Below are 25754 nucleotides of genomic sequence, written 5' to 3'. Positions count from 1 at the left end.
TTCCCCTTAACATTATTGGTTTTGGCAGGGTTGTGGATAACGTGCTTTGCGTTCCAGATCATCGAGGTCGATATGGTTGCGCATGTACTGCTGACTGGCGTCCACCAGCGGCTGGTGATCCCAGCTCTTCAGCTTGCCGATCGTTAGTGCGTCGGCGACAAAACGGCGGCGGCGCTGGCTGGCGAGCACCTCTTGGTGAATCGCCGGAATGTCCCATTTGGCCCGCGCTTCAGCGAGAAAATCGTCGAACAGCTGGCGATGTTGGGGCGATTGACTGAGTTCTTCCAGTTCGCGCGGGTCGTTGCTTACGTCGAAGAGTAGGCAAGGGTCGCTTTCACTGTAGATAAATTTGTAGGCGCCGCGACGGATCATCATCAACGGGCTGACGGTGCCCTCGGCCATGTACTCGCCGAACACTTCGTCGTGACCGCCCTGCCCTTGCAGATGCGAGACCAGCGAGCGGCCATCCAGTGGCAAGCCCGGCTCCAGGGTGCCGCCGGCCAGTTCAACGAAGGTTGGTAGCAGGTCGGCGGTCGACACGGCAGAACTGATGCGGCCCGAAGCGAACTGCCCCGGCGCACTGATCAACAGCGGCACGCGGGCGGCCATTTCGTACCAGTGCATTTTGTACCAGAGGCTTTTCTCGCCGAGCATGTCGCCGTGGTCGCCGGAGAACACAATGATCGTGTCGTCGATCAGTCCGGTTTCCTCGAGGGTTTGCAGAAGTTTGCCGACGTTGGCGTCTATATAACTGCATGCCCCAAAATACGCCCGACGCGCATCGCGGATCTTATCCACAGGCAGCGGTTTATCCCACAGGTCATAAACCTTGAGCAGGCGCTGTGAGTGCGGATCGAGTTCGTGTTGATCCGGGGTTGTAGGCAAAGGGATATCGGCATCGTCGTACAAATCCCAGAACGCTTTGGGAATCGTGTACGGGTCGTGTGGGTGAGTCATCGATACCGTCAGGCAAAACGGCTGATCGCCATCTTCGCGGATGTGATCGAACAGGTACTGCTGCGCCTTGAACACCACCTCTTCGTCGAAATCGAGTTGGTTGGTGCGCACGCACGGCCCGGCCTGCAATACCGAGGACATGTTGTGATACCAGGTCGGCCGCACGTCCGGCTCATCCCAGTTGACTGACCAACCGTAATCGGCCGGGTAGATGTCGCTGGTCAGACGCTCTTCATAGCCGTGCAACTGATCCGGGCCGCAGAAATGCATCTTGCCCGACAGCGCCGTGCGGTAGCCGAGACGGCGCAAGTAGTGGGCGTAGGTCGGCACATCGGCAGGGAAATCGGCAGCGTTGTCGTAGGCGCCGATCTTGCTCGGCAACTGGCCACTGACCAGGGTGAAACGCGACGGCGCGCACAACGGGCTGTTGCAGTAAGCGGCATCGAACACCACGCCTTGTTCGGCGAGACGGGAAAGATTCGGCAGTTTGATCGGCGATGGGCCGTAGAACGGCAACATTGGCGCGGCCATCTGATCGGCCATGATGAAAAGAATATTCTTGCGCTTCATGTGATCGCGGCATTCCATAGTGAATATTTATGCGACATTGCTGCGATCGAGCATGGAGTCCATGCTCTGTCGGGTAAAGCCCGCGCCGGGCAATGACTAGGATAAGCACAGCTTATGTATGAAGCCTTGGGCGATCTGTCGCTCGACCTGCTACGCGCCTTCGAAGCCGCCGCTCGTCATCGCAGTTTTACTGCGGCAGCGGTTGAACTGGGCACCACGCAACCGGCAATCAGCCAGCAGATCAAACGGCTGGAGGAACAGCTCGGCACGCGGCTGTTTGATCGCATTTACCGAGGCATCGAGTTAACCGAAGTCGGTGCAATCCTTTTCGAGCAAGTAAGCCTGGGTTTGCAGAATATCGACGCCGGGTTGAGCGCGATCAGCGCACAGCAGCAACATGAGGTACTGCAAGTTGCCACCGACTTCGCCTTCGCCGCGTACTGGCTGATGCCGCGTCTGCACCGCTTCCATGAGGCCAATCCCCACGTCGACGTCAGCCTGGTCACCAGCGAACGCAACCACAACATGCTGCGCACCGACATCGACGTGGCGATCCTGTTTGGCGACGGGCGCTTCAAGCAGGGCGAGAGCCATTGGTTGTTCAGCGAAGAAGTGTTCCCGGTGTGCAGCCCGCAATTGCTCAAGGAACGCGCCCTGCCCTTGCCCGCTCAGGCGTTGCTTGAGTTGCCGTTGTTGCACTTGCGTGGCGAAAACAGCAGCAACTGGTTTGACTGGAGCGGACTGTTTCGCGAGTTAGGCATCAGCACGCCGCCGGCGCCGGGGCAGTTGCGCTTCGACAATTACACGCTGTTGATCCAGGCGGCGATTGGCGGGCAGGGGGTGGCGATCGGTTGGCGCCACCTTGTGGATAACTTGCTGACGCAAGGTTTGTTGTGTCGGCCAATTGCTGAAACGACGCTGTCGCGGTTGGGGTATTACGTGGTGTTGCCGCAGCGCAAACGGCGTGGGGTGTTGATTCAACAGTTTGTGGATTGGTTGATGGCGGAGCAGGCGAGCAGCGCCGAATCGCTTGATGGACTCGCACTGCCTTCGATCGCGGTTTGAAAGTCAAGAGATCGCAGCCTGCGGCAGCTCCTACATTAAGAACGCGGTCCCCTGTAGGAGCTGCCGAAGGCTGCGATCTTTTACGAGTCTGAAGCCGCCACAAAATTTACATGCTGACCCACATGCAAATTCAGCCGCAGCTCATCAGCAATCCCCACCGCTACGCGATTCAGTCTTTCCAGGGGCTCAGCCAATCCCGGTTCAAGATTGCCGCCAACCTGACTGAAATGCTCAATCGTCAGCCCGGCCACGCCGTGCGGGGCATTGACCAGCGTCCACTGCAGCGGGCTGCTTTGCAGCGCTTCACGGATTTCCTCGGCGGCGTGGCGTTGCAGGCGATCGTCCAGTTCCGGTTCGTCGAGCACCGAGAACTCTCCTACCAAAAACAGTCGCGAAACATTCGCCGCTTGCAGGCCATCGACCAAAGCATCTACGGCCAGTACCTGCTCCACTGGCCCGAGCACCACTGAGCGTTCAACGTGGTCGCTACTGAACGGCAACCCCGGCGCATCCAATAAACAGATGACCGCCGAACTGCCTGCCACACTTTGATTGACCCGCTCGGAATCGAACAGATCACCGCTTTTCGTACGTAGACCCGGACGCGGCGCGAGCGCGGTGAGGTCGTCGAGGATGGCGATGACTTCGTGCTGGCGACGCAGCAACTCAGCCATCAACGCACCGCCCAGGCTACTCATGGCACCATAGAGCACCACTTTTACCGCCGGGGTTTCGGCATTTTTCATGGCTGATCCCTTTTGTTATCCCTTGTATGACGTGTGACATACGGGTAACGCCGAGGGTTCGAACCGATTCAGAGGCTTTCAGATGCAAGCGATCAAGGGTTATCACGCCCACGTCTATTTCGACGCCAGCACCATTGAGCAAGCGCGGACATTGTGCGAGCAGGGCGCGCAGTTGTTTCCGTTGAAAATGGGCCGCGTCCACGAACGCCCGGTCGGCCCGCACCCGGACTGGAGCTGCCAACTGGCCTTCGGCCCCGAGCTGATTGCCGATGTGCTGCCGTGGCTGGCGCTGAACCGCAAAGGCCTGGTGGTGTTTCTGCACCCGGACACGGGGAATGACTTGCTCGACCACACGGAACACGCGATCTGGATGGGCGCGATCCGGCCGCTGAATCTGTCTATTTTTTAATCAAAGCGTTTCTTCGGCTTCACCCGGTAGATGTTCGTCCAGATGCAGCCACGGCAATTGGCTGTCCGTCCAGATATGCCGCTCGGCCGGCGCCAGCTCCGACTGATCCAGCGTGGCGATGGTCACGTCGATGCTCTCGGGGCTGAGCAATGTGACCAGCGCCAGTTGCGCGCCACAATTCGGGCAGAAGAACCTCGCGCAACTTTCCGATGAGTCATACCGCGACGGCGTCCCGGCCAGCCATTGGAAATTCGCCGCCGGCACGCTGATCCATGTCGTGACAATCCCGCCGCTGACCTTGCGGCAGATTGAACAATGGCAGTGGGCGATGTCATGCAACGACCCGCTGAACTGATAACGAATGTTTCCGCAATGGCAGCCGCCGCTGTGCAATTGGCTCATGTTGAACGCCCTCCTCCCGTGTTTATTCACTCAAGTTCGCATCCGACGGCCGGTTGACCGTTCATTCAAAGCTTTCATCAGCGAAAGGTAGCTGAAAGCTTCCGCGATTAGGATCGCCTCCACTTCCGGCAACAGACCGGTTGGCCAATGCGTGTGATGTCTCGCTCGCGCGGCCCAATTAACAACAACAATGGTGATTCTGATGTCCTCTGTAGCCCGCCTCCTCGCTGTAACTCCGCCCGTACGCCTCGTGCTTGCCGTTCTGCGCTGATCCCTCGCCGATCCGCTCACCTCACTAGCCGCGCTACGCCTGGAGTATTCCCATGCTGACTTTCCTTGGCTTCGCCATGGTCATCACGTTCATGTTCCTGATCATGACCAAGCGCCTGTCCGCGCTGATCGCTCTGATCGTGATCCCGATTCTGTTCGCTCTGTTCGGTGGTTTTGCACCGAAGATCGGCCCGATGATGCTCGAAGGCATCACCAAGCTGGCGCCGACCGGCGTGATGCTGATGTTCGCCATTCTGTATTTCGCCCTGATGATCGACTCCGGCCTGTTCGACCCGGCCGTGCGCAAGATCCTCAAACTGGTCAAGGGCGACCCGCTGAAAGTTTCGGTCGGTACCGCCGTCCTGGCGCTCGTGGTTTCCCTCGATGGTGACGGCGCGACCACTTACATGATCTGCGTGGCCGCCATGCTGCCGCTGTACAGCCGCATCGGCATGAGCCCGCGGATCATGGCCGGTCTGATCATTCTTGCCGGTGGCGTGATGAACATGACCCCGTGGGGCGGCCCGACTGCCCGTGCGGCGAGTGCGCTGCATGTCGATCCGTCGGACATTTTCGTACCGATGATTCCGGCCATGGCCGCCGGTGTGGTGGCGATCCTGATCATTGCCTACTTCTACGGTAAACGTGAGCGTGCGCGCCTCGGTGAATTGCACCTGATCGGCGATGAAATGGATCACAGCGAAATCAGCGTCTCGCAGTTCCCGGATGCCCGTCGTCCGAAGCTGATCTGGTTCAACGGTCTGCTGACTCTGGTGCTGATGTGCACGCTGATCGCCGGCCTGTTGCCACTGCCGGTGCTGTTCATGGTGGCGTTCAGTATCGCGATGATCGTCAACTACCCTTGCCTGCAAATGCAGAAGGATCGTGTCGCGGCCCACGCCGGTAGTGTGCTGTCGGTGGTCAGTCTGATTTTCGCTGCGGGTATCTTCACCGGTATCCTCTCCGGAACCGGCATGGTCGACGCCATGTCGAAAAGCCTGTTGGCAGTGATTCCGGATTTCCTCGGCCCGTACCTGGCGGTGATCACGGCGCTGGTGAGCATGCCGTTCACGTTCTTCATGTCGAACGACGCGTTCTACTACGGTGTGTTGCCGGTGTTGTCCGAAGCGGCCAGCCATTACGGCATCACCGCTGTGGAAATGGCACGTGCCTCGATCGTCGGTCAGCCCGTCCACTTGCTCAGTCCGCTGGTGCCGTCGACTTACCTGCTGGTGGCTTTGGCCGGTATCGAGTTCGGTGACCATCAACGTTTCACCCTGAAGTGGGCAGTGCTGGTCTGCATGTGCATACTTGTGGCGGCATTGCTGTTGGGGACTTTCCCGCTGTTCAGCACTTTGTAACGGCATCAACTCACCAACACGCCAGCTGCTTGCTGGCGTCTTGGTTTAACACACGCTCAAAGGAATACACATGGAATGGCTGACCAACCCCGAAATCTGGGTTGCCTTCTTCACCCTGACCGCCCTGGAAATCGTCCTCGGCATCGATAACATCATCATGATTTCGATCCTGGTCAGCCGCATGCCCAAGCACATGCAGCAGCGCACCCGGATCTTCGGTCTTGGCCTGGCCATGATCACGCGGATCCTGTTGCTGCTGTCGATCACTTGGGTCATGCGCCTCACCGCCGACCTGTTCGAAGTGTTCGGCCAGGGCATTTCCGGCCGCGACCTGATCCTGTTCTTTGGTGGTCTGTTCCTGCTGTGGAAGAGCTCGCAGGAGATGTATCACGCGCTGGAAGGTGAAGACGAAAGCGACGACACCCCCGGCGGCAAGGGCGGCAACTTCCTCTACACCATCATCCAGATCGCGATTATCGACATCGTCTTCTCGCTGGATTCGGTGATCACTGCTGTCGGCATGGTTTCTCACGTGCCGGTGATGGTCGCGGCGATTGTTGTGGCGGTGCTGGTGATGATGCTGGCGTCGGGCAAGATCAGCGAATTCATCGACAAGCACCCGTCGCTGAAGATGCTGGCGCTGTCGTTCCTGCTGGTGGTTGGTACCGTGCTGATTGCCGAGTCGTTCGACGTGCATGTGCCGAAAGGCTACGTCTACTTCGCGATGGGCTTCTCGCTGGCGGTTGAGGCGATCAACATCAAACTGCGCGGCGCGATTGCCCGCAAGAAAAAGCAGCAAGATCCGGTGAAACTGCGCAAGGACATCCCGGGCCAGTAACCCGGTAGTCCGGCAATACGCATTACCCCTGTGGGAGCGAGCCTGCTCGCGAAGACGGAGTGTCAGTCGACAGAAATGTTGACTGATCCACCGCATTCGCGAGCAGGCTCGCTCCCACATTTGTTTTGGGCGATATCCAGACTTTTTTGTACCCGCAAAAACCTGTGGCGAGGGGATTTATCCCCGATGGACTGCGCAGCAGTCCCCTGCTTTTGGCTTAAACAACGGGGGCCGCTGCGCGACCCATCGGGGATAAATCCCCTCGCCACAGGATCATTGGTGGATTGGAAATCTGAGAGGTGCATGAAGCGCTTTTCATGACACTTTTGTTTCAATCAACACTTTAGCTGTGCAATGCTGGCGCCCAGTCCGTTAGCCAACTACAGCTTAAGTATCAAAAACGTAGAAACCGCGCGGTACCGTCAACTTGCTCCTTTGGGGCACTGCTATTACAGGGGGTCTGCATGCTCACCCTGCTCAATCTGCTTTCCGCCGTCGCCCTGCTGATCTGGGGCACGCACATCGTTCGAACCGGCATCCTGCGGGTGTACGGCACCAATCTGCGCCATGTGATTGGCCAGAACATGTCCAAGCGCTGGCTCGCGTTCGTGGCCGGCATCCTCGTGACCGCCATGGTGCAGAGCAGCAACGCCACCGCCATGCTCGTCACCTCTTTCGTCGGCCAGGGCCTGATGGCGCTGACCCCGGCGCTGGCGACCATGCTCGGCGCCGACGTCGGTACCGCGCTGATGGCGCGGGTGCTGACGTTCGACCTGTCGTGGCTGTCGCCGCTGCTGATTTTCCTCGGGGTGATTTTCTTTCTGTCGCGCAAACAGACGCGGCTCGGGCAGATGGGCCGGGTGTCGATCGGTCTCGGGCTGATCATTCTCGCGCTGCAACTGATCGTTGAGGCCGCCGCGCCGATTACCCACGCTCAGGGCGTGAAGGTGATTTTTGCTTCCCTGACCGGCGACATCCTCCTCGACGCCTTGGTCGGCGCGCTGTTCGCGATGATTTCCTACTCCAGCCTCGCCGCCGTGCTGCTCACTGCCACACTGGCCGGCGCAGCGGTGATCAGTCTGCCGGTGGCGATCGGTCTGGTGATCGGCGCCAACATCGGCAGCGGCGTGCTGGCGTTCATGAGCACCAGCATGCAGAACGCCGCTGGCCGGCAAGTAGCGCTGGGCAGTCTGTTGTACAAGCTGATCGGCCTGCTGCTGATCATCCCGGTGCTCGACCCGCTGGTGCACTGGATCGACAGCCTCGATTTCAGCCCGCAGGAAATGGTCATCGGCTTCCACCTGCTCTACAACACCGCGCGCTGCCTGATTCTGCTGCCGAGCGTCGGCCCGATGGCGCGACTCTGCGCCTGGCTGCTGCCGGAGCGGCCGGAGCTCAACGGCACCGCCAAACCGCGTCACCTCGATGCCACCGCGCTGGTCACACCGAGTCTGGCGCTGGCCAACGCCGCGCGGGAAACCCTGCGCATGGGCGATCTGCTGGAGAACATGCTCGACGCCACCCTCGATGTGCTGCGCGGCAAGCAGACTGCCGTCACTCAGGAAATCCGCCGGCAGACCGACGACATCGAATCGCTGTACAGCGCGATCAAGCTCTACCTGGCGCAGATGCCGCGCGAAGACCTCGGCGAGCAGGACAGTCGACGCTGGGCCGAGATCATCGAACTGGCGATCAACCTGAAACTCGCCAGTGATCTGATCGAGCGCATGCTGCGCAAGATCCAGCAGCAGAAAACCTCGCAGCGCCGCTCGTTCTCCGAAGAAGGCCTGGAAGATCTGGCCGGGCTGCAGCAGCAATTGATCTCCAACCTGCGTTTGGGGCTGTCGGTATTCCTCAGCGGTGATCGCGAAAGCGCCCGGCAATTGCTGCGTGAAAAACGCCGCTTCCGCGCGCAGGAACGCCGTTTGGCCCACGCGCATGTCAGCCGTTTGCAACGCAAGATCGTGCAGAGTATTGAAACCAGTTCGCTGCACCTGGAATTGATTGCTGACATGAAGCGTTTGAATTCGCTGTTTTGCGGCAGTGCGTATGTGGTGCTGGAAACGGCGGACACCGGGGCACTGGCGTCGGATGATATTGCCGACATCACGCATTCGCCTTGAACGTCTGGGGCTGGGGTTAGTCAGTAACATTGATTCAGCTTTAAGACCTTCGCGAGCAGGCTCGCTCCCACAGGGGAATGCGTTTCAAAAGTGGGAGCGAGCCTGCTCGCGAATGGCGGCCTGAATAGCGACACGGATCTCCAAATCAGCCGTATGGAAGCCTGTTATGCGTTGCCTGTTGTTCGCCTGTCTGTTGCTCGGTTCCCTGCCCGTCTTCGCCCTGGATCGCTTTCAGGTCGAAGGCTATGCGCTGCCCAACGGTTTGCAGTTGCTGCTCAAACCCGGCACCGAACGCGGGCATGTGGCGATCCGCTTGGTGGTCGGCGTCGGCCTCGATGATTTCGATTGCGACGACAAAGAGCTGCCGCACCTGCTCGAACACTTGTTGTTCAGCGGTATCGACGCCACCGGCGAAGGTGGTTTAGAGGAACGCATGCAGGCACTGGGCGGTGACTGGAACGCTTTCACCAGCAACGCCGACACCACGTTCGTTATCGAAGCCCCGGCGAAGAACCAGCGCAAGGTGCTCGACCTGCTGCTCGATCTGCTCACGCAAACACGCATCGACGAAAACGCGATCAACGCCGCCAAACGTGTAGTCGAGCGCGAGGACGGCGGCCATTACACGCGTCTGCAACGCTTCCTCGATCGCCAGGATCTCGGCCACACCGCGAGCAATCAGCTCGCCGTCGAACTCGGCCTGAAATGCCCGCAACGCGCCGAGGTCGGCCACCTGACCCAAGAGCAACTGGAGAAGGTGCGCAAGGCCTGGTACGCACCAAACAACATGACCCTGATCGTCGTCGGTGAACTCGACAAACTGCTGCCGGCCTATCTCGAACGCGCCTGGGGCGCGCTCGAAGCGGTTGAGCCGAGCGAGCATCGTCCGCTGCCGGACATCCGCACCAGCGCCGCCCATGAACGCACCCTCACCCGTGGCTTTATCGGCGACAGCGCTAAGCTGCACTGGCTGGTGCCGGAACCGGTGATTGACGATCAGTACGACGAGACGTTCGACATCCTCAAGGATTATCTGGACTGGGCGCTGTACCGGCAGATCCGCCTCAACCACGGTTTGTCGTACGGGCCGTGGGCTGAGCGCGAAGTGTTTGGTGGTGTCGGCTTCATGAGCCTGAATGCTGATCTGGATCGCGATGACGTCGACGAAGCCATCCAGGTGCTCGAAGACCTCAAAGCCGACCTGCTGAAAAACGGACTCGACCCGGCGACCTTCGCCCGTATCAAACAGGCATCCATCGCCCATCAGGCGTGGGCGGTGCAGGGTAATAGCGCGATGGCGGATTATTACTGGAGCGCGCTGAGCGATTACGAGGACGGCCGCTTCGCCAACCCGGCGCGCGAGCTGCAAGGGGTGACGCTGGAAGCGGCGAACAAAGCCATGCGTGAGTTGCTGCTGCAGCCGGGGTATTTGCGAATCGAGAAGCCGTTGATCAGTGATGATCAGGTGTTGTGGTTGAGTGCGGGTGGCTTGGGCCTGGTGCTACTGATCCTGATCGGCTGGCGTTTGCATCGTAAGCGGGGTTGAAGATCAAAAGATCGCAGCCTTCGGCAGCTCCTACAGGGGGTTGCATTCCAAATGTAGGAGCTGCCGAAGGCTGCGATCTTTTGAGGCCCTGAAATACACCGAATAAGTGACCGGCAGCCTCGCCACAGCGCCCGGCGGGCGCTACTCTGTCGAGGATTTTTCCTACAGCGTTGTGAACTCCGACATGCCGAAAATACAGCTCCTGATCCAGCGCATTCTCGAACTGATGAAGCGCTATCCCGGGGTCATTGCGCTCGGTGGTTTTATCTCCGGGGTCGGCAGTTTCATCATGGTCGATCGTCAGCAAGGGCTGGCGAGCTGGATCACGGTGATCATGCTGCTCAGCTGGATCTGGCTGATGCTGGAAAACACCCTCACCGGCCTGTTCACCCGCATCTTCAAACGCGAAATTCCTCAGCCGTTGCTGCGTTACGCGACGCAGATGATCCATCAGGAAAGCCTGTTTTTCGTCTTGCCGTTCTTCTTCATCACCACGACGTGGAACAGCGGTCAGTTGGTTTTCACCGGCCTGCTCAGCGTCGCGGCACTGATCTCGATCGTCGATCCGCTTTATTACAAATGGCTGGCGCCACGGCGCTGGGCGTTCCTCGCGTTGCACACCCTGACCCTGTTCGCCGCCCTGCTCACCGCGTTGCCGGTGATCATGCACCTGACCACCTCGCAGAGCTTCAAGTGGGCGCTGGGCATTGCCGTGCTGTTGTCGTTCCCGAGCCTGGCGTCGATCTTCCCGATTCGCACGGTGCGTAACGCGCTGGCGATTCTGTGCATCACCGTCGGCATCGGCGGCGTCGGTTGGGTGCTGCGTTCGTGGGTACCGCCGGCGACTTTATGGATGACCGACGTGGCGATCAGCACGCAATTGCAGGATCGCACCCCCGGCGCCAGCCTCGACACGGTCAGCGCCGAGCAGATTCGTGGCGATGGCCTCTACGCCTACACCGCGATCAACGCGCCACGCGGGCTCGATGAGCGGATTTATCACGTCTGGCAGTTCAACGGCAAAGAGGTCGATCGCATCCCGCTCGACATCCATGGCGGGCGCAAGGAAGGCTACCGGGCGTGGACGCACAAGCAGAATTTCCCCGGTAACCCGGCGGGCAAATGGCAGGTGCGCGTGTTGACCGAGGATGGCCAGGTGATCGGCGTGCTGCGCTTCGAAATCACCGACAGCACAGCGATCAAAGAAAAGTAGTCCGGTTCGTGCTATTACCTATCCCAGCGTAATCAGCCGAAAAGCACGGAGCTTATGACCAGCAGTTCGATCAGCGGCAATGCCCAACTGGACACGTCGATCAGCCCTGCCCGCCTGCGCGTGACCGGGGACTGGACGCTTGCCCATTACGCCGAGCTCAAGACCCTCAGCGAAAAGCTCCACGGCCAGTACGACGCCAACACCCCGATTGACCTCAACAGCCTCGGCGCCCTCGACACTGCTGGCGCTTCGCTGCTGGTCGAACTGCTCGGCTCCGAGCGCCTCGGTAAATCTGCCGAGCACCCTGATTGCACGATTTCCACCGCCGACCGCGCGCTGCTGCAAACCGTGTATCGCTCGATGACCGATTTCTGCGTGCCGATCAAGGAAGCGGAAATCAGCGTCAGCGTGCAATTGCTCACGCGCATCGGTCGTGCGGTCGATACGGTCTGGCAGGACACCCTGCAACTGCTCGGCTTCGTCGGCCTGATTCTGGAAACCATCGCTCGCAACCTGTTCCGGCCCAAGCGCTGGCGCATCACGCCAATGATTGCGCACATCGAACAGACCGGCCTCGACGCCGCACCGATCGTGGCGTTGCTGACCTTTCTGGTCGGCGCGGTGGTGGCGTTCCTCGGCGCGACGGTGCTGGCCAGTTTCGGCGCGACGATTTTTACCGTGGATCTGGTCGGTTTCTCGTTCCTGCGTGAATTTGGCGTGCTGCTCACCGCGATCCTCATGGCCGGGCGCACCGCCAGTGCCTTCACCGCGCAGATCGGCTCGATGAAGGCCAACGAAGAAATCGACGCGATCCGCACCCTCGGCCTCGACCCGATGGAGTTGCTGGTGGTGCCGCGCGTGCTGGCGATGCTGGTGGCGCTGCCGATGCTGACCTTTCTGGCGATGCTCTGCGGGATCATTGGCGGCGGCGTGGTGTGCGCGGTGTCGCTTGATATCTCGCCGGCGATGTTCCTGACGCTGTTGCAGTCGGACATCGGCGTGCAGCACTTTCTGGTCGGCTTGGTAAAAGCGCCGATCTTCGCCTTCATCATTGCCGCGATTGGTTGCCTGGAAGGCTTCAAGGTCAGCGGCAGCGCCGAGTCGGTCGGCGCCCACACGACGTCTGCCGTGGTGCAGTCGATTTTCGTGGTGATCGTGCTCGACGCGGTGGCCGCGCTGTTCTTCATGGAGATGGGCTGGTGAGTCGTCTACCCCGCGCGCCCTCGGAGGCGGTGATCGAAGTCCGTGGCCTGTGCAATCGCTTCGGCAGCCAGAGCGTGCATGAGAACCTCGATCTGGATTTGTACAAAGGCGAAATCCTCGCCGTGGTCGGTGGCTCCGGCAGCGGCAAATCGGTGTTGTTGCGCAGCATTGTTGGCCTGCGTCGGCCCAGCGAAGGTATCGTCAAAGTGTTCGGCAAGAACCTGCCGAGTCTGTCGGAGCACGAGCGTTCGATGGTTGAACGACGCTTCGGCGTCTTGTTCCAGAAGGGCGCGCTGTTTTCCTCGCTGACGGTGACCGAGAACGTCGCCCTGCCCCTCATTGAACACGCCGGCCTCAGCCGTAACGACGCCGAACACTTGGCCGCCGTGAAGCTGGCGCTGGCCGGGTTGCCATTGTCGGCAGCGGATAAATATCCTTCGTCGCTGTCCGGCGGCATGATCAAGCGCGCCGCTCTGGCCCGGGCCTTGGCGCTGGATCCGGACATTCTGTTTCTCGATGAACCCACCGCCGGCCTCGATCCGATTGGCGCCGCGCAATTCGACCAATTGATCCTGACCCTGCGCGATGCGCTCGGCCTCAGCGTGTTTCTGGTGACCCACGACCTCGACACGCTCTACACCATCACCGATCGCGTGGCGGTGCTGGCGCAGAAGAAAGTGCTGGTCGCCGGCCCGATCGACGTCGTTTCGGAGACCGACGACGCCTGGATTCACGAATACTTCCACGGCCCGCGCGGCCGCTCGGCGCTGGACGCCGCCAAATTGCTCAACGAGGTCTGATATGGAAACCCGAGCGCATCATGTGTTGATCGGCCTGTTCACCGTGATTGTGGTGGCAGGCGCCCTGCTCTTCGGTCTGTTTCTGGCCAAGTCCAGCGTCGACACCGAGTTCAAGGATTACGAAATCGTCTTCAACGAGGCGGTCAGCGGTCTGTCCAAAGGCAGTTCGGTGCAGTACAGCGGGATCAAGGTCGGCGACGTGATCAGCCTGCGCCTCGATCCGCAGGATCCACGCCGGGTGCTGGCGCGGATTCGTCTGGCCGGTGACACCCCGGTCAAAGAAGACACCCAGGCGAAACTGGCGCTGGCCGGGATCACTGGCACGTCGATCATCCAGCTCAGCGGTGGCACGCCGCAGAGCGCGAAACTGCGTGGGCATGACGGTAAGCTGCCGCTGATCGTCGCCTCGCCTTCGCCGATCTCGCGTTTGCTCAATGACAGCAACGACTTGATGACCGGCATCAGCGCGCTGCTGCAGAACGCCAATCAGATGTTCTCCCCAGAGAACGTTGAGCGCGTCAGCAAAACCCTCGCGCATCTGGAGCAAACCACCGGCACCATCAACGATCAACGCGGCGACATCAAACAGGCGATGCAACAACTGGCGACGGTCGGCAAACAGGCTGGCAGCATGCTCGAACAGACTTCGTTGCTGATGCGCAACGCCAACGGCTTGCTCAACGATCAGGGCAAACAAGCGCTGGGCAGCGCCGAGCAGGCGATGAAGTCGCTGGAGCAAAGCACGACGACGATCAGCGCCCTGCTCAACAAAAACGAAAACTCCCTCGACAACGGCATGCAGGGCCTCAATGGCCTGGCCCCGGCGATCCGCGAACTGCGTGAAACGCTGACCTCGCTGCGCGCCATCTCGCAACGGCTTGAGGCCAACCCTAGCGGCTATTTGCTGGGCCGTGACAAGAACAAGGAATTCACGCCATGAAGCTGACTCGCCTCGCCCTCCTCGCTGGCTTCACCTTGATCAGTGCGTGCTCGATCCTGCCCAAGTCCGAACCGTCGGATGTGTATCGCTTGCCAGCCGCACAGGCGCCCGCCTCGACCCGTTCGGCGGCGGCTCAGACCTGGTCGTTACGCTTGAATAAATTGCAGTCCAGCGAAGCGCTGAACCGCTCGAACATCGCGGTGATACCGCAGGGCGATGTGATCAGCAGTTACAAGGCTTCGCGCTGGAGCGATCCGGCGCCGGTGCTGGTACGTAATCGCCTGCTCGACGGCTTTCAGCGTGATGGACGGGTGACGTTGCTGAGCACGGATGACAGCAACTTTGCTGCGGATCTGGAACTGGGCGGGAGTTTGCAGGCGTTTCAGACCGAGTATCAGGGCACGCAGGCCAGCGTTGTGGTGCGGGTCGATGCGTTGCTGGTGCGCGGTTATGACCAGCGGATTCTCGCCAGTCGCCGCTTTGAAGAGCGCCAGCCGTTGAGTGATGTGCAGGTGCCGGCGGTGGTCGCCGGGTTTGGCCAGGCCAGTGATCGGCTGACTGCGAAGGTTGTCGCGTGGGCCGTCGATCAAGGCCGGCATTTGGCTCCGGTTAAACCCTGAAATCGCCAAGATCGCAGCCTTCGGCAGCTCCTACAGGGTTATGCATACCTCTGTAGGAGCTGCCGAAGGCTGCGATCTTTTGCTTCAACCAAAGAACCAGTAGCAAACGGCGATCGCGCCAACCACGCCGGCAAACTCCGCCAGCAACGCACACCCCACCGCATGCCTTGCGCGCTGGATCCCCACCGCGCCGAAATACACCGCCAGCACATAGAACGTCGTTTCGGTACTGCCCTGAATCGTCGCCGCGACCAACGCCGGGAAGCTGTCGACGCCCGAGGTTTTCATCGTCTCGATCAACATCGCCCGTGCCGCACTGCCGGAGAACGGTTTGACCATCGCCGTCGGCAGCGCATCGACAAACCGCGTGTCCCAACCGGCCCATTCGACCAGATGGCGAATACCGTCCAGACCAAAATCCAGCGCCCCGGAAGCACGCAGCACGCCCACCGCACAGAGCATCGCCACCAGATACGGCAGCAGATTCTTCGCAACGTCGAAACCTTCTTTGGCGCCTTCAACGAACGCTTCGTAAACCTTCACTTTCCTCAACGCGCCGATGATCAGAAACAGCATGATCAATCCGAACAGCGTGAGATTGCCGAGGATCGACGACAATCCCGCCAACGCCGTCGCCGACAGCGTGCCCAGCAGCGCCATAAAGCCACCGAGAACCAGCGCGCCGGGAATCAGATAAGCCAACACCACCGGATCCCAGATCCGCAGGCGCTGCATGAATGCTACCGAGAGGAAGCCGACAATCGTCGAGCAACTGGTCGCCAGCAGGATCGGCAGGAACACCAGCGTCGGATCCGGCGCGCCTTGCTGGGCGCGGTACATGAAGATCGTTACCGGCAGCAGGGTCAGGGAGGAGGCGTTGAGCACCAGGAAGAGGATTTGCGCGTTACTGGCGATGGTCGCGCTGGGATTGAGCTCCTGCAGCGCCTTCATGGCTTTCAGGCCGATGGGCGTGGCGGCGTTGTCGAGGCCCAGACCGTTAGCGGCGAAGTTCAGGGTGATCAGGCCAAGGGCAGGGTGGCCGGCCGGGACTTCCGGCATCAGCCGCAGGAACAGCGGGCCGAGGACTTTCGCCAACCAGTCGACGATCCCGGCTTTCTCGGCGATGCGCAGAAAGCCCAGCCACAGGGTGAGGGTGCCGAACAGCAGCACCATGACTTCGACCGAGAGCTTGGCCATGGCGAAAATGCTCTCCACCATCGCCGCAAAGATCCCGGCGTTGCCGCCGATCAGCCACTGCGCCAGCGCCGACACGGCTGCCACGATGAAGAAGCCAAGCCACAGGCCATTAAGCATCAGTCAAATCCCCCGAAGAATGCCGCGAATGATAACGGCGTGGCCAGAAACGACAAACCCCGGATTTCTCCGGGGTTCGTCTGGATCTGCCGCCCCCAATTTACCGGGCGACCTCAATCTCCTGTAGGAGCTGCCGAAGGCTGCGATCTTTTGATTTTGTTTTTACAAAGCAAGATCAAAAGATCGCAGCCTGCGGCAGCTCCTACAGGGGTGTGTCAGTTCTTGGAGATTTCGCCCGCTGGCAGTTTGGTCTTGGTGCGCCAGTGTGGCAGGGAGTTCCAGTAGCGCTCGCCTTTGGCGTCGTCGTACATGCCTTCCCAGCGCGAGATAACCAGCACGGCCAGCGCGTTACCGATCACGTTCAGTGCGGTACGGGCCATGTCCATGACGCGGTCGACACCGGCGATGAATGCCAGTCCTTCCAGCGGAATACCGACGCTGCCCAAGGTAGCCAGCAGCACCACGAAGGACACGCCCGGCACACCGGCGATGCCTTTGGAGGTGACCATCAGGGTCAGCACCAGCAACAGTTGCTGGCTGATCGACAAGTCGATGCCATACAGCTGCGCGATGAAGATTGCCGCGATCGACTGATACAGAGTCGAACCGTCGAGGTTGAACGAGTAACCGGTCGGCACCACGAAGCTGCAGATGGCTTTCGGTGCGCCGTAGGCTTCCATCTTCTCGATCACGCGCGGCAGCACGGTTTCCGAAGAAGCGGTGGAGTAGGCCAGCACCAGCTCATCCTTGAAGATGCGCATCAGCTTGAACACCGAGAAACCGAACATCTTGGCGATCAGGCCCAACACCACGAAGGCGAAGAAAGCGATGGCGAAGTAAACCAGGATCACCAGTTTGGCCAGCGGCACCAGCGAGGCGAAACCGAAGTTGGCCACGGTCACCGCGATCAGAGCGAATACGCCGATTGGCGCATAGTTCATGATCATGTGGGTGACTTTGAACATGCTTTCCGAGACGCCCTGGAACATCTTCACCAGCGGCTCGCGCAGATCCGACTGCAGGCTCGACAGACCGAGACCGAACAGTACGGAGAAGAAGATGATCGGCAGCATTTCGCCGCGGGCCATGGCCGCGAAGATGTTCGACGGGATCAGGTTAAGGATGGTCTCGATGAACGCGTGTTCATGCTGTACCTCGGCGGCAGTCGCCTGGTACTTGGAGATGTCCACTGTGCCCAGCGTGCTCATGTCGATGCCGGCACCCGGATGGAACACGTTGGCCAACAGCAAGCCGACAACGATCGCGATGGTCGTGACGATTTCGAAGTAGATGATGGTTTTCAGGCCGATACGCCCGAGTTTCTTGGCGTCGCCCACGCCAGCAATGCCGACGATCAGGGAAGAGATGACGATCGGAATCACGATCATCTTGATCAGACGGATAAAGATATCGCCTGCCGGTTGCAAGACATTGCTGATCCACCAGGCCTTTTCGGCACTGAAGTGGTTGAGCAACGCCCCAATTGCAATCCCCAAAACCAGACCGATGAGGATCTGCCAGGCGAGGCTGAGTTTTGCCTTCTTCATTATCTTTACCCTTACTTGCGTTTGACTCAGGCACATGCAGGAACTGGAACGCTTTTTAGCGGAAAAGTCTGTGCATCTGCCTCCGTATAAGGTGCCCCGAAGCGCGTATTTACGGCTCTCCGGCAGGCGAAAAAAGGCGCAACTATTCCGATGCAAGGTTGCGCCGTCTAATGCCGTAAACGCCTACCCTATGCCGAATCGGCATGAGCTTTTTTAAATGAAACTGGCGTCCCAACCGGTTCGATTGCGACATTTCGGCCGGCATAACTGCCGTGAACCGGCCATCACAGCCTGGGTTGGTGGTTTTTTAATCAGGAAAAATAGACGGAAATTTGAGGAAAAAGCCTACGCAGGAAGACTAGAAGTCCTCTTGAATAGAAGTCTTCTTTCTCGATATACGGTCGCCCGGAAACACCGCGTAATGTTTTCGCGCACAGTCTGGTCGCAAAAAAGCATGAGCAGGTCGCTCTGGATCAATGTTTTGATGGTTTTTTGCTGAGGATGAAGCTCAGCGCAGATCCGTCGAACCACTGGGGGTTGGCGAACCTGCGTCGCAGCTTTGACGTGCCCTGACCCGGCCCTCTCGCAGGCACTCCCTGTACCCGTAGGTCACTCCGACCCTGCAACAGTCAGAACGTCCCGGCCCCTTGGTCATGCGCCGAGCCTCCTCGGCTCGGTGCAAAGGAAGGCAGCAGGGCTGCTGCCTTCATGTTCAATACCAGTTCGGATCTTTCTTCAGGGTTTCCATCAGCAGATCCTGCATGCCTTGATCGGGTTTGCCGAGGAAGCGGTAAGTGGCATGTCGCGTGGGCGACTTGTCGGCCGGCAGTCCTTCGGGCACATCGACGAGCATGGCGTATGCATCTTTCTTGTCGAAACTGAACGCGACGATCAAGCGGTGGTTGAGGCACTTGTCCTGCGATTCGCAGAGCGGCCCAACCAGGTACTTGTCGCCGTCTTCGGTGACGGCATTCATCTGTTGGTCAGGTGTACCGGAGAGGTTCATCACCCATTCCGGCAGGCGCTCTTCCTTCTTCACCACGCCTTCCCACGTTTCCCGATACTGCGGGTCGGAACTCAGCAGTTCGTTGACCCGCGTCTGGCCGTCGTTGGCCGCCATCGCCATGGCACTGCCGCCCAGAAGCAGGGCGGCTGCCAATGCTTTTAAAGCATTCATCGTTAACCTCGGCCGCGGCGGCCAAAGAAGAAAGAAGCGATGAACATCACCAGGAACACGACAAAGAGAATCTTGGCGATACCCGTGGCGGTGCCCGCGATACCACCGAAGCCCAGTACTGCAGCGATGATGGCAATGATCAAGAATGTAATTGCCCAGCTCAACATGGTGATTCTCCTTACTTCTCTATTTAGGGGTGTGGCGTGTTCCGGCGCTGCGCGCCCGAATTTGTAAAATCAGATCGATCAGAAAACCCAGCGCTCTTCGCGTGGCAGCTGATCCAGTGGCTCCGCTTGGTCGACCGACATCATGCGCATCGGCGCGCTGTCTTCCTGGGCGCTGCTGACAGCGCTGAAATGGCTCTGTGTCGCGTGCTGCATCGAGATCAGCGGTGCCTCTGGCTGCTGGGCGTTTTCCCAGCGCAGGTATTGCTGGCAAGCGATCAGGGTGATCAGCAGCGCAAGTACGCCAAACAGACCTTGCTGGATATGCAGTGGCGAGATACGCACTTGGGCGGCACGTTGGCGAGTCATCCTGGGTTCCTCACTCTCTTATTCGGTTGGGGCAGTTCTGATCTGCCCGGGCTGATAGAGATATTGCAGACTGCATGCCAGTTTTTTATCTGATTAAAAAACGAATAAAAACAATAAGTTACGATCGATCTGAAAATCTTTCGCGACGCATCCTGCACGATGGCTCTTCCACGGTCGTGCAAACCGCACGATTATTTCGTAGGAGAATTCATTCTTATGGAATTGAGTGGAGGTCTTGGATGTCAGAAAAGGACGCAGGGAATCCCCTGCAAATCGCCGTTTGTTTAAAAAATCAACAAAATCAACGTATTGGCCCTGAAGGCTGGAGAGAGCTACCCTCCTATGGCTCGCATCGTTCAGAATCAACCATGCAACTTGCCCGATTTTTCCGGGACTAACCCAAGACCAATCTTTATGGAGCGTAGGAAAAATGGAATCTGCCACTGAGCAACAAGGCCGCATTCTGCTGGTGGACGATGAATCCGCCATCCTGCGAACCTTCCGTTATTGCCTCGAAGACGAAGGCTATACGGTGGCCACGGCCAACAGCGCCGCTCAGGCCGACGCGCTGCTGCAACGCCAGGTCTTCGACCTGTGCTTCCTCGATTTGCGTCTGGGTGAAGACAACGGTCTCGACGTTCTCGCGCAAATGCGCATTCAGGCGCCGTGGATGCGCGTGGTGATCGTCACCGCGCATTCTGCTGTTGATACAGCTGTGGACGCGATCCAGGCCGGTGCTGCCGACTATCTGGTCAAACCGTGCAGCCCTGATCAATTGCGTCTGGCCACCGCCAAACAACTGGAAGTGCGCCAACTGTCGGCGCGCCTCGAAGCCCTCGAAGGCGAGATCCGCAAGCCGAAGGACGGGCTCGATTCCCACAGCCCGGCGATGAAAGTCGTACTGGAAACTGCACGCCAGGTCGCGGGCACCGACGCCAACATTCTTATTCTCGGCGAGTCCGGTACCGGTAAAGGTGAACTGGCTCGCGCCATTCACGGCTGGAGCAAGCGTGAGAAGAAATCCTGCGTCACCATCAACTGCCCGTCGCTGACCGCAGAATTGATGGAAAGCGAGCTGTTCGGTCACAGTCGCGGCGCGTTTACCGGTGCCAGTGAAAGCACGCTGGGTCGCGTCAATCAAGCTGACGGCGGCACGCTGTTTCTCGACGAGATCGGCGATTTTCCACTGACGTTGCAACCCAAGTTGCTGCGCTTTATTCAAGACAAGGAATACGAACGGGTAGGGGATCCGGTTACCCGTCGCGCCGATGTGCGAATTCTCGCGGCGACCAACCTCAATCTGGAAGACATGGTGCGCGACGGTCGCTTCCGTGAAGACCTGCTCTATCGCCTCAACGTCATTACCCTGCACTTACCGCCGCTGCGTGAGCGCGCCGAGGACATTCTGACCCTCGCTGACCGCTTTCTCGCACGCTTCGTTAAAGAGTACGCACGTCCTGCACGCGGTTTCAGCGACGAGGCCCGTGAAGCACTGCTGGGTTATCGCTGGCCGGGCAACATTCGTGAACTGCGCAACGTGGTCGAGCGGGCGAGCATCATCTGCCCGCAGGAGCGCGTGGAAATCAGCCACCTCGGCATGGCCGAGCAGCCAGCCAACAACGCACCACGGGTTGGCGCCGCGCTGAGCCTGGATGAGTTGGAAAAAGCCCACATCGGCGCGGTTCTCGCCACCGCCGGCACCTTGGATCAAGCAGCGAAAACCCTCGGCATCGACGCCTCGACCCTGTATCGCAAGCGCAAGCAGTACAACCTGTGAGTGCCGGGCGATGAAACTGGCGATGAAGTTGCGCACACGGTTGTTCCTGAGCATTTCCGCCTTGATCACCGTGGCGTTGCTCGGGCTTCTGCTCGGGCTGGTCAGCGTGATGCAGATGGCCGGCTCGCAGGAAGCGCTGTTGCGCAACAACTTCGTCACCCTTGATCTGGGCCTGAAGATGCGGCAAACGCTGGGTGATCAACTGATCCTCATGTTGGCCGAAAAGCCGGATGACGCCGCGTTCGAAGCGTCCAAACAGCATTACTTCGAGCTGCTCGATGAAGGCATCGCCCAGGAACGCGGTGATGATGATCGCCAGTACGGCTTCAGCCAGGCCAAAGCGGATTACATAAGTTTTCTGCAGGCGTTTGACCTGTCCCGTGACCCGGCGACCGCGTTGAGCAGCAATGCCAACTTCAGGGAACGCTTCAATGCGCTGCGCAACGGTTTGATCACCGAGCACAAGCATGCGCTGGACAACATTAATGCCGTGCAACACGCCGCCCGCGAACGGGCGTTGCTGGTTGCCGGCCTGCTGGGGCTGGTCGGGCTGGCGGTGTTGATCATCGGTTTCGTCACCGCTCACGGCATTGCGCGACGCTTCGGCGCGCCGATCGAGGTCTTGGCGAAAGCTGCCGATAACATCGGGCAGGGCAACTTCGAAGTAACCCTGCCGATTTCCTCGGCGATGGAAGTGAACCTTTTGTCCCGGCGTTTCGGGCTGATGGCCGAAGCACTGCGCGAGCACCAAGCGACCAACGTCGACGAATTGCTCGCCGGTCAGCAACGTTTACAGGCCGTGCTCGACAGCATCGACGACGGCTTGTTGATGATCGACCGCCAAGGCCATCTGGAACACCTCAACCCAGTCGCGCAGCGCCAATTGGGCTGGGAGGACGATCGTCTCGGCCAAGGCCTCGGTACCGCGCTCGGAAGGCCTGAGCTGGACGCGCAATTGCAACTGGTGCTGCGTGGCGGCACGCTGGAGCGCGCACCGGAAGATTTGAGCATCGAGGTCGATGGCGAATCGCGTCTGCTGACTTACAGCCTGACACCGGTCAGCCACACCCAAGGGCATATCCTCGGCGCGGTGATGGTGCTGCACGACGTCACCGAGCAGCGTGCGTTCGAGCGGGTGCGCAGTGAGTTCGTCTTGCGTGCTTCCCACGAATTGCGCACGCCGGTCACCGGCATGCACATGGCGTTCGGCCTGTTCCGCGAACGGGCGAAATTTCCGCCGGAGTCGCGCGAGGCTGATCTGCTCGACACCGTGAACGAAGAAATGCAGCGCCTGATGCAGTTGATCAACGACTTGCTCAACTTTTCGCGCTACCAGAACGGTTTGCAGAAACTCACGCTGGCACCGTGCTCCATCGAAGATTTGCTCGAGCAGGCGCAGCTGCGGTTCGCCGATTCGGCGGCGGCGAAGGGCATTGCCCTCAATGTCGAGTTGCAAGGCCCGTTGCCGCGTTTGCAAGCCGATCAGGCGCAACTCGATCGCGTGCTCGACAACCTGATCGACAACGCCTTGCGCCATACCGCCCGCGACGGCCAGATCCGTTTGCAGGCCCGTCGACATGGCGAGCGGGTGATCATCAGCGTCGAAGACAACGGCGAAGGGATTGCCTACGGCCAGCAGGGGCGGATCTTCGAACCGTTCGTGCAGGTCGGGCGCAAGAAGGGCGGCGCCGGGCTTGGTATGGCGCTGTGCAAGGAAATCGTCCAGCTGCATGGCGGGCGCATGGGCGTGTATTCACGGCCGGGGCAGGGCACGCAGTTCTACATGGCGTTGGCAGTCTAGGCTTCGTCATCCATGCGACGGCCAGCGAGTCGTCGGCCACGGGTGATCAGTTCGATAAACTGCACCGCGCTCAAGGCATGAGCGAACAGCCAGCCCTGACCAAATTTCACCCCTTCGCTGCTGAGCAACTCGGCTTGCGATTCCAGCTCGATGCCTTCGGCAATCACCTTCAGATCCAGCGCCTGCGCCATGTGAATGATGTGCGGGGCAACGCCGCTGCTGGCGGCGTCATGGCCGAGTGCGTCGATAAAGGCTTTGTCGATTTTCAGGCAGTCCACCGGCAGGGTTTGCAGGTAGGCGAGGCTGCAATAGCCAGTGCCGAAATCGTCGATCAGCACTTGGTGGCCGACATCGCGCAGGGCTTGCAGGTTTTCCCGCGCCACCACCACATCGATCAATCCACGTTCAGTCACTTCGAAAGCAATCTGCCGCGCGGCCACCCGGTGCAATGTCAGCAGGCGCGCCATGACCTGGCCGATGCGCGGCACCATCACGTCGCACGCTGCGAGGTTCACCGAGATGTACAGCTGTGGGTTGGCGCGCAGGAGCTGACCGAGCTGCTCCAGCAATCGCTGGAGGACGAAGTCGGTCATCTGCCTGATCTGTCCGGTGTTCTCCGCCATCGGGATAAACAGGTCAGGGCTGGTCAGCGTGCCGTCCGGGCGCCGCCAACGAAGCAAGGCTTCAGCGCCGACGCAGTTGCGACTGTCGAGGTCGAAGATCGGTTGATAGAGCACCTGCAACTCGCCACGGCGAATCGCGCCGTGCAGCTCGGCGTCTATCGACTGACGCTGGCGCACCAGCAAAAACACCAGGAACCCGGCCAGTGCGCCGAGCAAGAGGCAGGCTGGCACCATCCACCACCAGACGGCGGGAATGTGCATGCCGCTGCGCGGCGAGATCAGCACCAATTGATATTCCGGGTTATCGGTGGGCATGCGGTAGACGAGGCGAGTTTGCGTGACTTGCAGTGCTTCGCGGTTTTTCGGTGGCCAGTGCTCGGTTGGCGGCCAGGCCTGCGCCGTGCCGAGTACCGGGATCGCCCGAGTGCCATGATCGAGCACCACCAGCAGGCTGCTGCCGGGTGACAGGTCGACCATGTCGGTCAGATGCCCGCGCGAAGTGGCCACGCGAAAATTGCCGCGACCCAGCATCAGTGCGGCGCGGTTTTCATCGGGTTCGGTGGTGGTGTTCAGCCAATAGCTGTAGGTCGGGCCTTTGATGTCGGGTTGGCGAGCAACCGTCAAACCTTCCTGACGCGGACGATTGGAACAGGTTCGGGTGCCGTCGCTGTAGGCGGCTTCATAGACGAAGCGATAGTTGAAGGTGACTTGCTGCAGGGTGGCAATCATGTCGCCGTCACAACTGCGCAACGGCTGTGCTTCGAGGTCGTCGAGACTTTCCCGCAACTGGCCGAACAATTGTTCGAGGCGGGCGAGGAAACGTTCGCCTTGCGCGTTCATTTCGCGGCTTTCGCTTTGCTCAATCTGATGCATCGCAAAGAACATACCGCCGGCGATCAGCAGGCTGGCACTGAGGACAGCCGCGATCGTCGCCAAAAACCAAGGGCGATAAAACCAGCTACGCAGCGTCTCTCGGGTAGCAACCATATGGAATATCCGAAGAATTACCAATGAGTTATAGCTGCTGATTGCGATTTCGCCCTGACCGTCGGGCGGGCGTCATTATTTTGTCTGATTAAGTACCAACAACAGCGCCGCCGTTTGCGCATCCGGGGTGCCATCGAAGCGCGAAGGGCGGTAGTGCATCTGGAACGCGGCGAGGACATGACGGGTGGCGACGTCGAGTTCGCCGGTCTGCGGCGTGTCGTAACCAAGGTGCGCGAGTTGCCCCTGGAACCAGCTGATGCTTGGCAGTTCGCCGCTGTTGAACAGCGCCTGCTGGCGCGCCACCGCTTGTTCGTTCGGCCACAGGCCGAGGCCTTCGGCCGCCAGACGTTTCCACGGAAATAGCGGGCCCGGATCGAGTTTGCGCAACGGCGCGATGTCGCTGTGGCCGATGATGTGGCGCGGGCTGATGCCGTTGCGTTTGCTGATGTCTTTGAGCAGGGCGATCAGCCCTTGGATCTGCGCTTCGCTGTACGGATACCAGAGGCGGCCGGTTGGCGTGTCTTTGAAGCCCGGGTTAACGATTTCGATGCCGATCGAGCTGGAGTTGAGCCAGGTGCGGCCCTGCCATTGGCTTTCGCCGGCGTGCCAGGCGCGCTGGTTTTCATCCATCAGCTTGTAGACGGTCGCGTTCTTGTCATCGCTGATCAGGTAATGGCTGCTGACTTCGCCGTGGGTCAGCAGTTGCAGCGAACGCTCCAGCGAAGCCGAGGTGTAATGGACGATCACGAACTGAATGCGGCTGTCGTAATTGGCCGAAGGGTGGCTGGTGTCGTAACGCGGGGCGCTGGCACAACCGGCCAGAACGAGCAGCGACGCGAGGAGGGCAAAAAATTTCATGGCTGAGGGCAATACACGCAAGACAGTAATGCAACAGTGTAACGTACTGCCTTGCGTCTCGACGGTCAGCGGGC

Annotated in this window: 23 protein-coding genes; 13 read left to right on the top strand and 10 right to left on the bottom strand. The window is 59.8% G+C overall.

The window, feature by feature from the left end:
- Positions 1–12: 12 nt before the first annotated feature.
- The gene (gene betC / locus ACP3TY_RS25440; RefSeq protein ID WP_426618753.1) at positions 13–1527 is read right to left on the bottom strand and encodes a choline-sulfatase; all 1515 of its coding nucleotides are present in this window, start codon (positions 1525–1527) and stop codon (positions 13–15) included.
- A 114-nt stretch (positions 1528–1641) separates the two neighbouring features.
- Here betC and ACP3TY_RS25435 point away from each other — a divergent pair, with 114 nt between their 5' ends.
- A complete protein-coding gene (locus tag ACP3TY_RS25435; protein ID WP_426618752.1) occupies positions 1642–2592 on the top strand; it encodes a choline sulfate utilization transcriptional regulator in 951 nt (316 codons plus the stop codon).
- An 80-nt stretch (positions 2593–2672) separates the two neighbouring features.
- On the opposite strand, the gene ACP3TY_RS25430 is transcribed toward ACP3TY_RS25435, so the two are convergent.
- Positions 2673–3338: an NAD(P)-dependent oxidoreductase gene (locus ACP3TY_RS25430; protein ID WP_400650273.1), complete on the bottom strand. Its 666-nt coding sequence runs from the start codon at positions 3336–3338 to the stop codon at positions 2673–2675.
- Between the two features lie 82 nt (positions 3339–3420).
- On the opposite strand from ACP3TY_RS25430, the gene ACP3TY_RS25425 reads away from it, so the two are divergent.
- The gene (locus ACP3TY_RS25425) at positions 3421–3747 is read left to right on the top strand and encodes a DOPA 4,5-dioxygenase family protein (RefSeq protein WP_426618751.1); all 327 of its coding nucleotides are present in this window, start codon (positions 3421–3423) and stop codon (positions 3745–3747) included.
- Here the strand turns inward: ACP3TY_RS25425 and ACP3TY_RS25420 are convergent, their stop codons facing one another.
- Positions 3748–4149 (bottom strand): GFA family protein, encoded by a 402-nt coding sequence (locus tag ACP3TY_RS25420; RefSeq protein WP_426618750.1) that lies wholly within the window; start codon positions 4147–4149, stop codon positions 3748–3750.
- Between the two features lie 323 nt (positions 4150–4472).
- Between ACP3TY_RS25420 and ACP3TY_RS25415 the strand changes: the two genes are divergently transcribed.
- From ACP3TY_RS25415 to ACP3TY_RS25375, 9 genes are all read left to right on the top strand, one after another.
- Complete coding sequence (locus ACP3TY_RS25415; RefSeq protein WP_053125357.1) at positions 4473–5780, top strand: CitMHS family transporter; 1308 nt, start codon at positions 4473–4475, stop codon at positions 5778–5780.
- A 70-nt stretch (positions 5781–5850) separates the two neighbouring features.
- Complete coding sequence (locus ACP3TY_RS25410; RefSeq protein ID WP_159813404.1) at positions 5851–6618, top strand: TerC family protein; 768 nt, start codon at positions 5851–5853, stop codon at positions 6616–6618.
- A gap of 464 nt (positions 6619–7082) precedes the next feature.
- On the top strand, positions 7083–8741 hold the full coding sequence (locus ACP3TY_RS25405) for a Na/Pi cotransporter family protein (RefSeq protein WP_053125366.1): 1659 nt from the start codon (positions 7083–7085) through the stop codon (positions 8739–8741).
- A gap of 166 nt (positions 8742–8907) precedes the next feature.
- Positions 8908–10287 carry a M16 family metallopeptidase gene (locus ACP3TY_RS25400; RefSeq protein WP_053125368.1) on the top strand — a complete coding sequence of 460 codons (1380 nt, stop codon included), beginning with the start codon at positions 8908–8910 and terminating at the stop codon, positions 10285–10287.
- A 184-nt stretch (positions 10288–10471) separates the two neighbouring features.
- Positions 10472–11500: a DUF5924 family protein gene (locus tag ACP3TY_RS25395; RefSeq protein WP_053125370.1), complete on the top strand. Its 1029-nt coding sequence runs from the start codon at positions 10472–10474 to the stop codon at positions 11498–11500.
- 54 nt (positions 11501–11554) lie between these two features.
- Positions 11555–12703, top strand: coding sequence for an ABC transporter permease (locus tag ACP3TY_RS25390; RefSeq protein WP_053125372.1), 1149 nt, complete (start codon positions 11555–11557; stop codon positions 12701–12703).
- On the top strand, positions 12700–13503 hold the full coding sequence (locus tag ACP3TY_RS25385; RefSeq protein ID WP_053125373.1) for an ABC transporter ATP-binding protein: 804 nt from the start codon (positions 12700–12702) through the stop codon (positions 13501–13503). The genes ACP3TY_RS25390 and ACP3TY_RS25385 overlap by 4 nt, the downstream gene beginning before the upstream one ends.
- A gap of 1 nt (position 13504) precedes the next feature.
- Entirely contained in the window at positions 13505–14443 is a 939-nt protein-coding gene (locus tag ACP3TY_RS25380) for an MlaD family protein (protein ID WP_212545451.1), read from the top strand.
- Positions 14440–15063 carry an ABC-type transport auxiliary lipoprotein family protein gene (locus tag ACP3TY_RS25375; RefSeq protein ID WP_426618749.1) on the top strand — a complete coding sequence of 208 codons (624 nt, stop codon included), beginning with the start codon at positions 14440–14442 and terminating at the stop codon, positions 15061–15063. Before ACP3TY_RS25380 ends, ACP3TY_RS25375 begins: the two co-directional genes overlap by 4 nt.
- 84 nt (positions 15064–15147) lie before the next feature.
- Here ACP3TY_RS25375 and ACP3TY_RS25370 read toward each other — a convergent pair whose 3' ends face one another.
- The 5 genes from ACP3TY_RS25370 to ACP3TY_RS25350 form a co-directional block, all read right to left on the bottom strand.
- A complete protein-coding gene (locus ACP3TY_RS25370) occupies positions 15148–16377 on the bottom strand; it encodes a nucleoside recognition domain-containing protein (RefSeq protein WP_426618748.1) in 1230 nt (409 codons plus the stop codon).
- 215 nt (positions 16378–16592) lie between these two features.
- Positions 16593–17924, bottom strand: a complete 1332-nt coding sequence (gene gltP / locus ACP3TY_RS25365; RefSeq protein ID WP_053125381.1) for a glutamate/aspartate:proton symporter GltP — start codon at positions 17922–17924, stop codon at positions 16593–16595.
- A gap of 712 nt (positions 17925–18636) precedes the next feature.
- Positions 18637–19101 (bottom strand): inhibitor of vertebrate lysozyme family protein, encoded by a 465-nt coding sequence (locus ACP3TY_RS25360; protein ID WP_053125383.1) that lies wholly within the window; start codon positions 19099–19101, stop codon positions 18637–18639.
- A gap of 2 nt (positions 19102–19103) precedes the next feature.
- Positions 19104–19268 carry a DUF1328 domain-containing protein gene (locus ACP3TY_RS25355; RefSeq protein WP_003177151.1) on the bottom strand — a complete coding sequence of 55 codons (165 nt, stop codon included), beginning with the start codon at positions 19266–19268 and terminating at the stop codon, positions 19104–19106.
- Positions 19269–19346: 78 nt separating this feature from the next.
- Positions 19347–19634, bottom strand: coding sequence for a hypothetical protein (locus ACP3TY_RS25350; protein WP_053125385.1), 288 nt, complete (start codon positions 19632–19634; stop codon positions 19347–19349).
- A gap of 430 nt (positions 19635–20064) precedes the next feature.
- Here ACP3TY_RS25350 and algB point away from each other — a divergent pair, with 430 nt between their 5' ends.
- Together algB and ACP3TY_RS25340 are read left to right on the top strand one after the other, a co-directional pair.
- The gene (gene algB / locus ACP3TY_RS25345) at positions 20065–21411 is read left to right on the top strand and encodes a sigma-54-dependent response regulator transcription factor AlgB (protein ID WP_053125387.1); all 1347 of its coding nucleotides are present in this window, start codon (positions 20065–20067) and stop codon (positions 21409–21411) included.
- Between the two features lie 10 nt (positions 21412–21421).
- Complete coding sequence (locus ACP3TY_RS25340; RefSeq protein WP_426618747.1) at positions 21422–23212, top strand: KinB sensor domain-containing domain; 1791 nt, start codon at positions 21422–21424, stop codon at positions 23210–23212.
- Here the strand turns inward: ACP3TY_RS25340 and ACP3TY_RS25335 are convergent.
- Complete coding sequence (locus tag ACP3TY_RS25335) at positions 23209–24822, bottom strand: EAL domain-containing protein (RefSeq protein WP_426618746.1); 1614 nt, start codon at positions 24820–24822, stop codon at positions 23209–23211. The two genes, ACP3TY_RS25340 and ACP3TY_RS25335, sit on opposite strands and share 4 nt — an antisense overlap.
- Positions 24823–24897: 75 nt before the next feature.
- The gene (locus tag ACP3TY_RS25330) at positions 24898–25680 is read right to left on the bottom strand and encodes an N-acetylmuramoyl-L-alanine amidase (protein ID WP_212545456.1); all 783 of its coding nucleotides are present in this window, start codon (positions 25678–25680) and stop codon (positions 24898–24900) included.
- Between the last annotated feature and the right edge of the window lie 74 nt (positions 25681–25754).

The sequence above is a fragment of the Pseudomonas rustica genome, from assembly GCF_049959085.1.
Taxonomy (GTDB): domain Bacteria; phylum Pseudomonadota; class Gammaproteobacteria; order Pseudomonadales; family Pseudomonadaceae; genus Aquipseudomonas; species Aquipseudomonas rustica.
Note: the sequence above shows the minus strand (reverse complement) of the source record. Positions and strands in the feature narration are given on the sequence as shown.

Coding starts and splice junctions, on each gene's coding strand:
- betC (WP_426618753.1), bottom strand. CDS start 1,527: ATGAAGCGCAAGAATATTCTTTTCATCATGGCCGATCAGATGGCCGCG.
- ACP3TY_RS25435 (WP_426618752.1), top strand. CDS start 1,642: ATGTATGAAGCCTTGGGCGATCTGTCGCTCGACCTGCTACGCGCCTTC.
- ACP3TY_RS25430 (WP_400650273.1), bottom strand. CDS start 3,338: ATGAAAAATGCCGAAACCCCGGCGGTAAAAGTGGTGCTCTATGGTGCC.
- ACP3TY_RS25425 (WP_426618751.1), top strand. CDS start 3,421: ATGCAAGCGATCAAGGGTTATCACGCCCACGTCTATTTCGACGCCAGC.
- ACP3TY_RS25420 (WP_426618750.1), bottom strand. CDS start 4,149: ATGAGCCAATTGCACAGCGGCGGCTGCCATTGCGGAAACATTCGTTAT.
- ACP3TY_RS25415 (WP_053125357.1), top strand. CDS start 4,473: ATGCTGACTTTCCTTGGCTTCGCCATGGTCATCACGTTCATGTTCCTG.
- ACP3TY_RS25410 (WP_159813404.1), top strand. CDS start 5,851: ATGGAATGGCTGACCAACCCCGAAATCTGGGTTGCCTTCTTCACCCTG.
- ACP3TY_RS25405 (WP_053125366.1), top strand. CDS start 7,083: ATGCTCACCCTGCTCAATCTGCTTTCCGCCGTCGCCCTGCTGATCTGG.
- ACP3TY_RS25400 (WP_053125368.1), top strand. CDS start 8,908: ATGCGTTGCCTGTTGTTCGCCTGTCTGTTGCTCGGTTCCCTGCCCGTC.
- ACP3TY_RS25395 (WP_053125370.1), top strand. CDS start 10,472: ATGCCGAAAATACAGCTCCTGATCCAGCGCATTCTCGAACTGATGAAG.
- ACP3TY_RS25390 (WP_053125372.1), top strand. CDS start 11,555: ATGACCAGCAGTTCGATCAGCGGCAATGCCCAACTGGACACGTCGATC.
- ACP3TY_RS25380 (WP_212545451.1), top strand. CDS start 13,505: ATGGAAACCCGAGCGCATCATGTGTTGATCGGCCTGTTCACCGTGATT.
- ACP3TY_RS25375 (WP_426618749.1), top strand. CDS start 14,440: ATGAAGCTGACTCGCCTCGCCCTCCTCGCTGGCTTCACCTTGATCAGT.
- ACP3TY_RS25370 (WP_426618748.1), bottom strand. CDS start 16,377: ATGCTTAATGGCCTGTGGCTTGGCTTCTTCATCGTGGCAGCCGTGTCG.
- gltP (WP_053125381.1), bottom strand. CDS start 17,924: ATGAAGAAGGCAAAACTCAGCCTCGCCTGGCAGATCCTCATCGGTCTG.
- ACP3TY_RS25360 (WP_053125383.1), bottom strand. CDS start 19,101: ATGAATGCTTTAAAAGCATTGGCAGCCGCCCTGCTTCTGGGCGGCAGT.
- ACP3TY_RS25355 (WP_003177151.1), bottom strand. CDS start 19,268: ATGTTGAGCTGGGCAATTACATTCTTGATCATTGCCATCATCGCTGCA.
- ACP3TY_RS25350 (WP_053125385.1), bottom strand. CDS start 19,634: ATGACTCGCCAACGTGCCGCCCAAGTGCGTATCTCGCCACTGCATATC.
- algB (WP_053125387.1), top strand. CDS start 20,065: ATGGAATCTGCCACTGAGCAACAAGGCCGCATTCTGCTGGTGGACGAT.
- ACP3TY_RS25340 (WP_426618747.1), top strand. CDS start 21,422: ATGAAACTGGCGATGAAGTTGCGCACACGGTTGTTCCTGAGCATTTCC.
- ACP3TY_RS25335 (WP_426618746.1), bottom strand. CDS start 24,822: ATGGTTGCTACCCGAGAGACGCTGCGTAGCTGGTTTTATCGCCCTTGG.
- ACP3TY_RS25330 (WP_212545456.1), bottom strand. CDS start 25,680: ATGAAATTTTTTGCCCTCCTCGCGTCGCTGCTCGTTCTGGCCGGTTGT.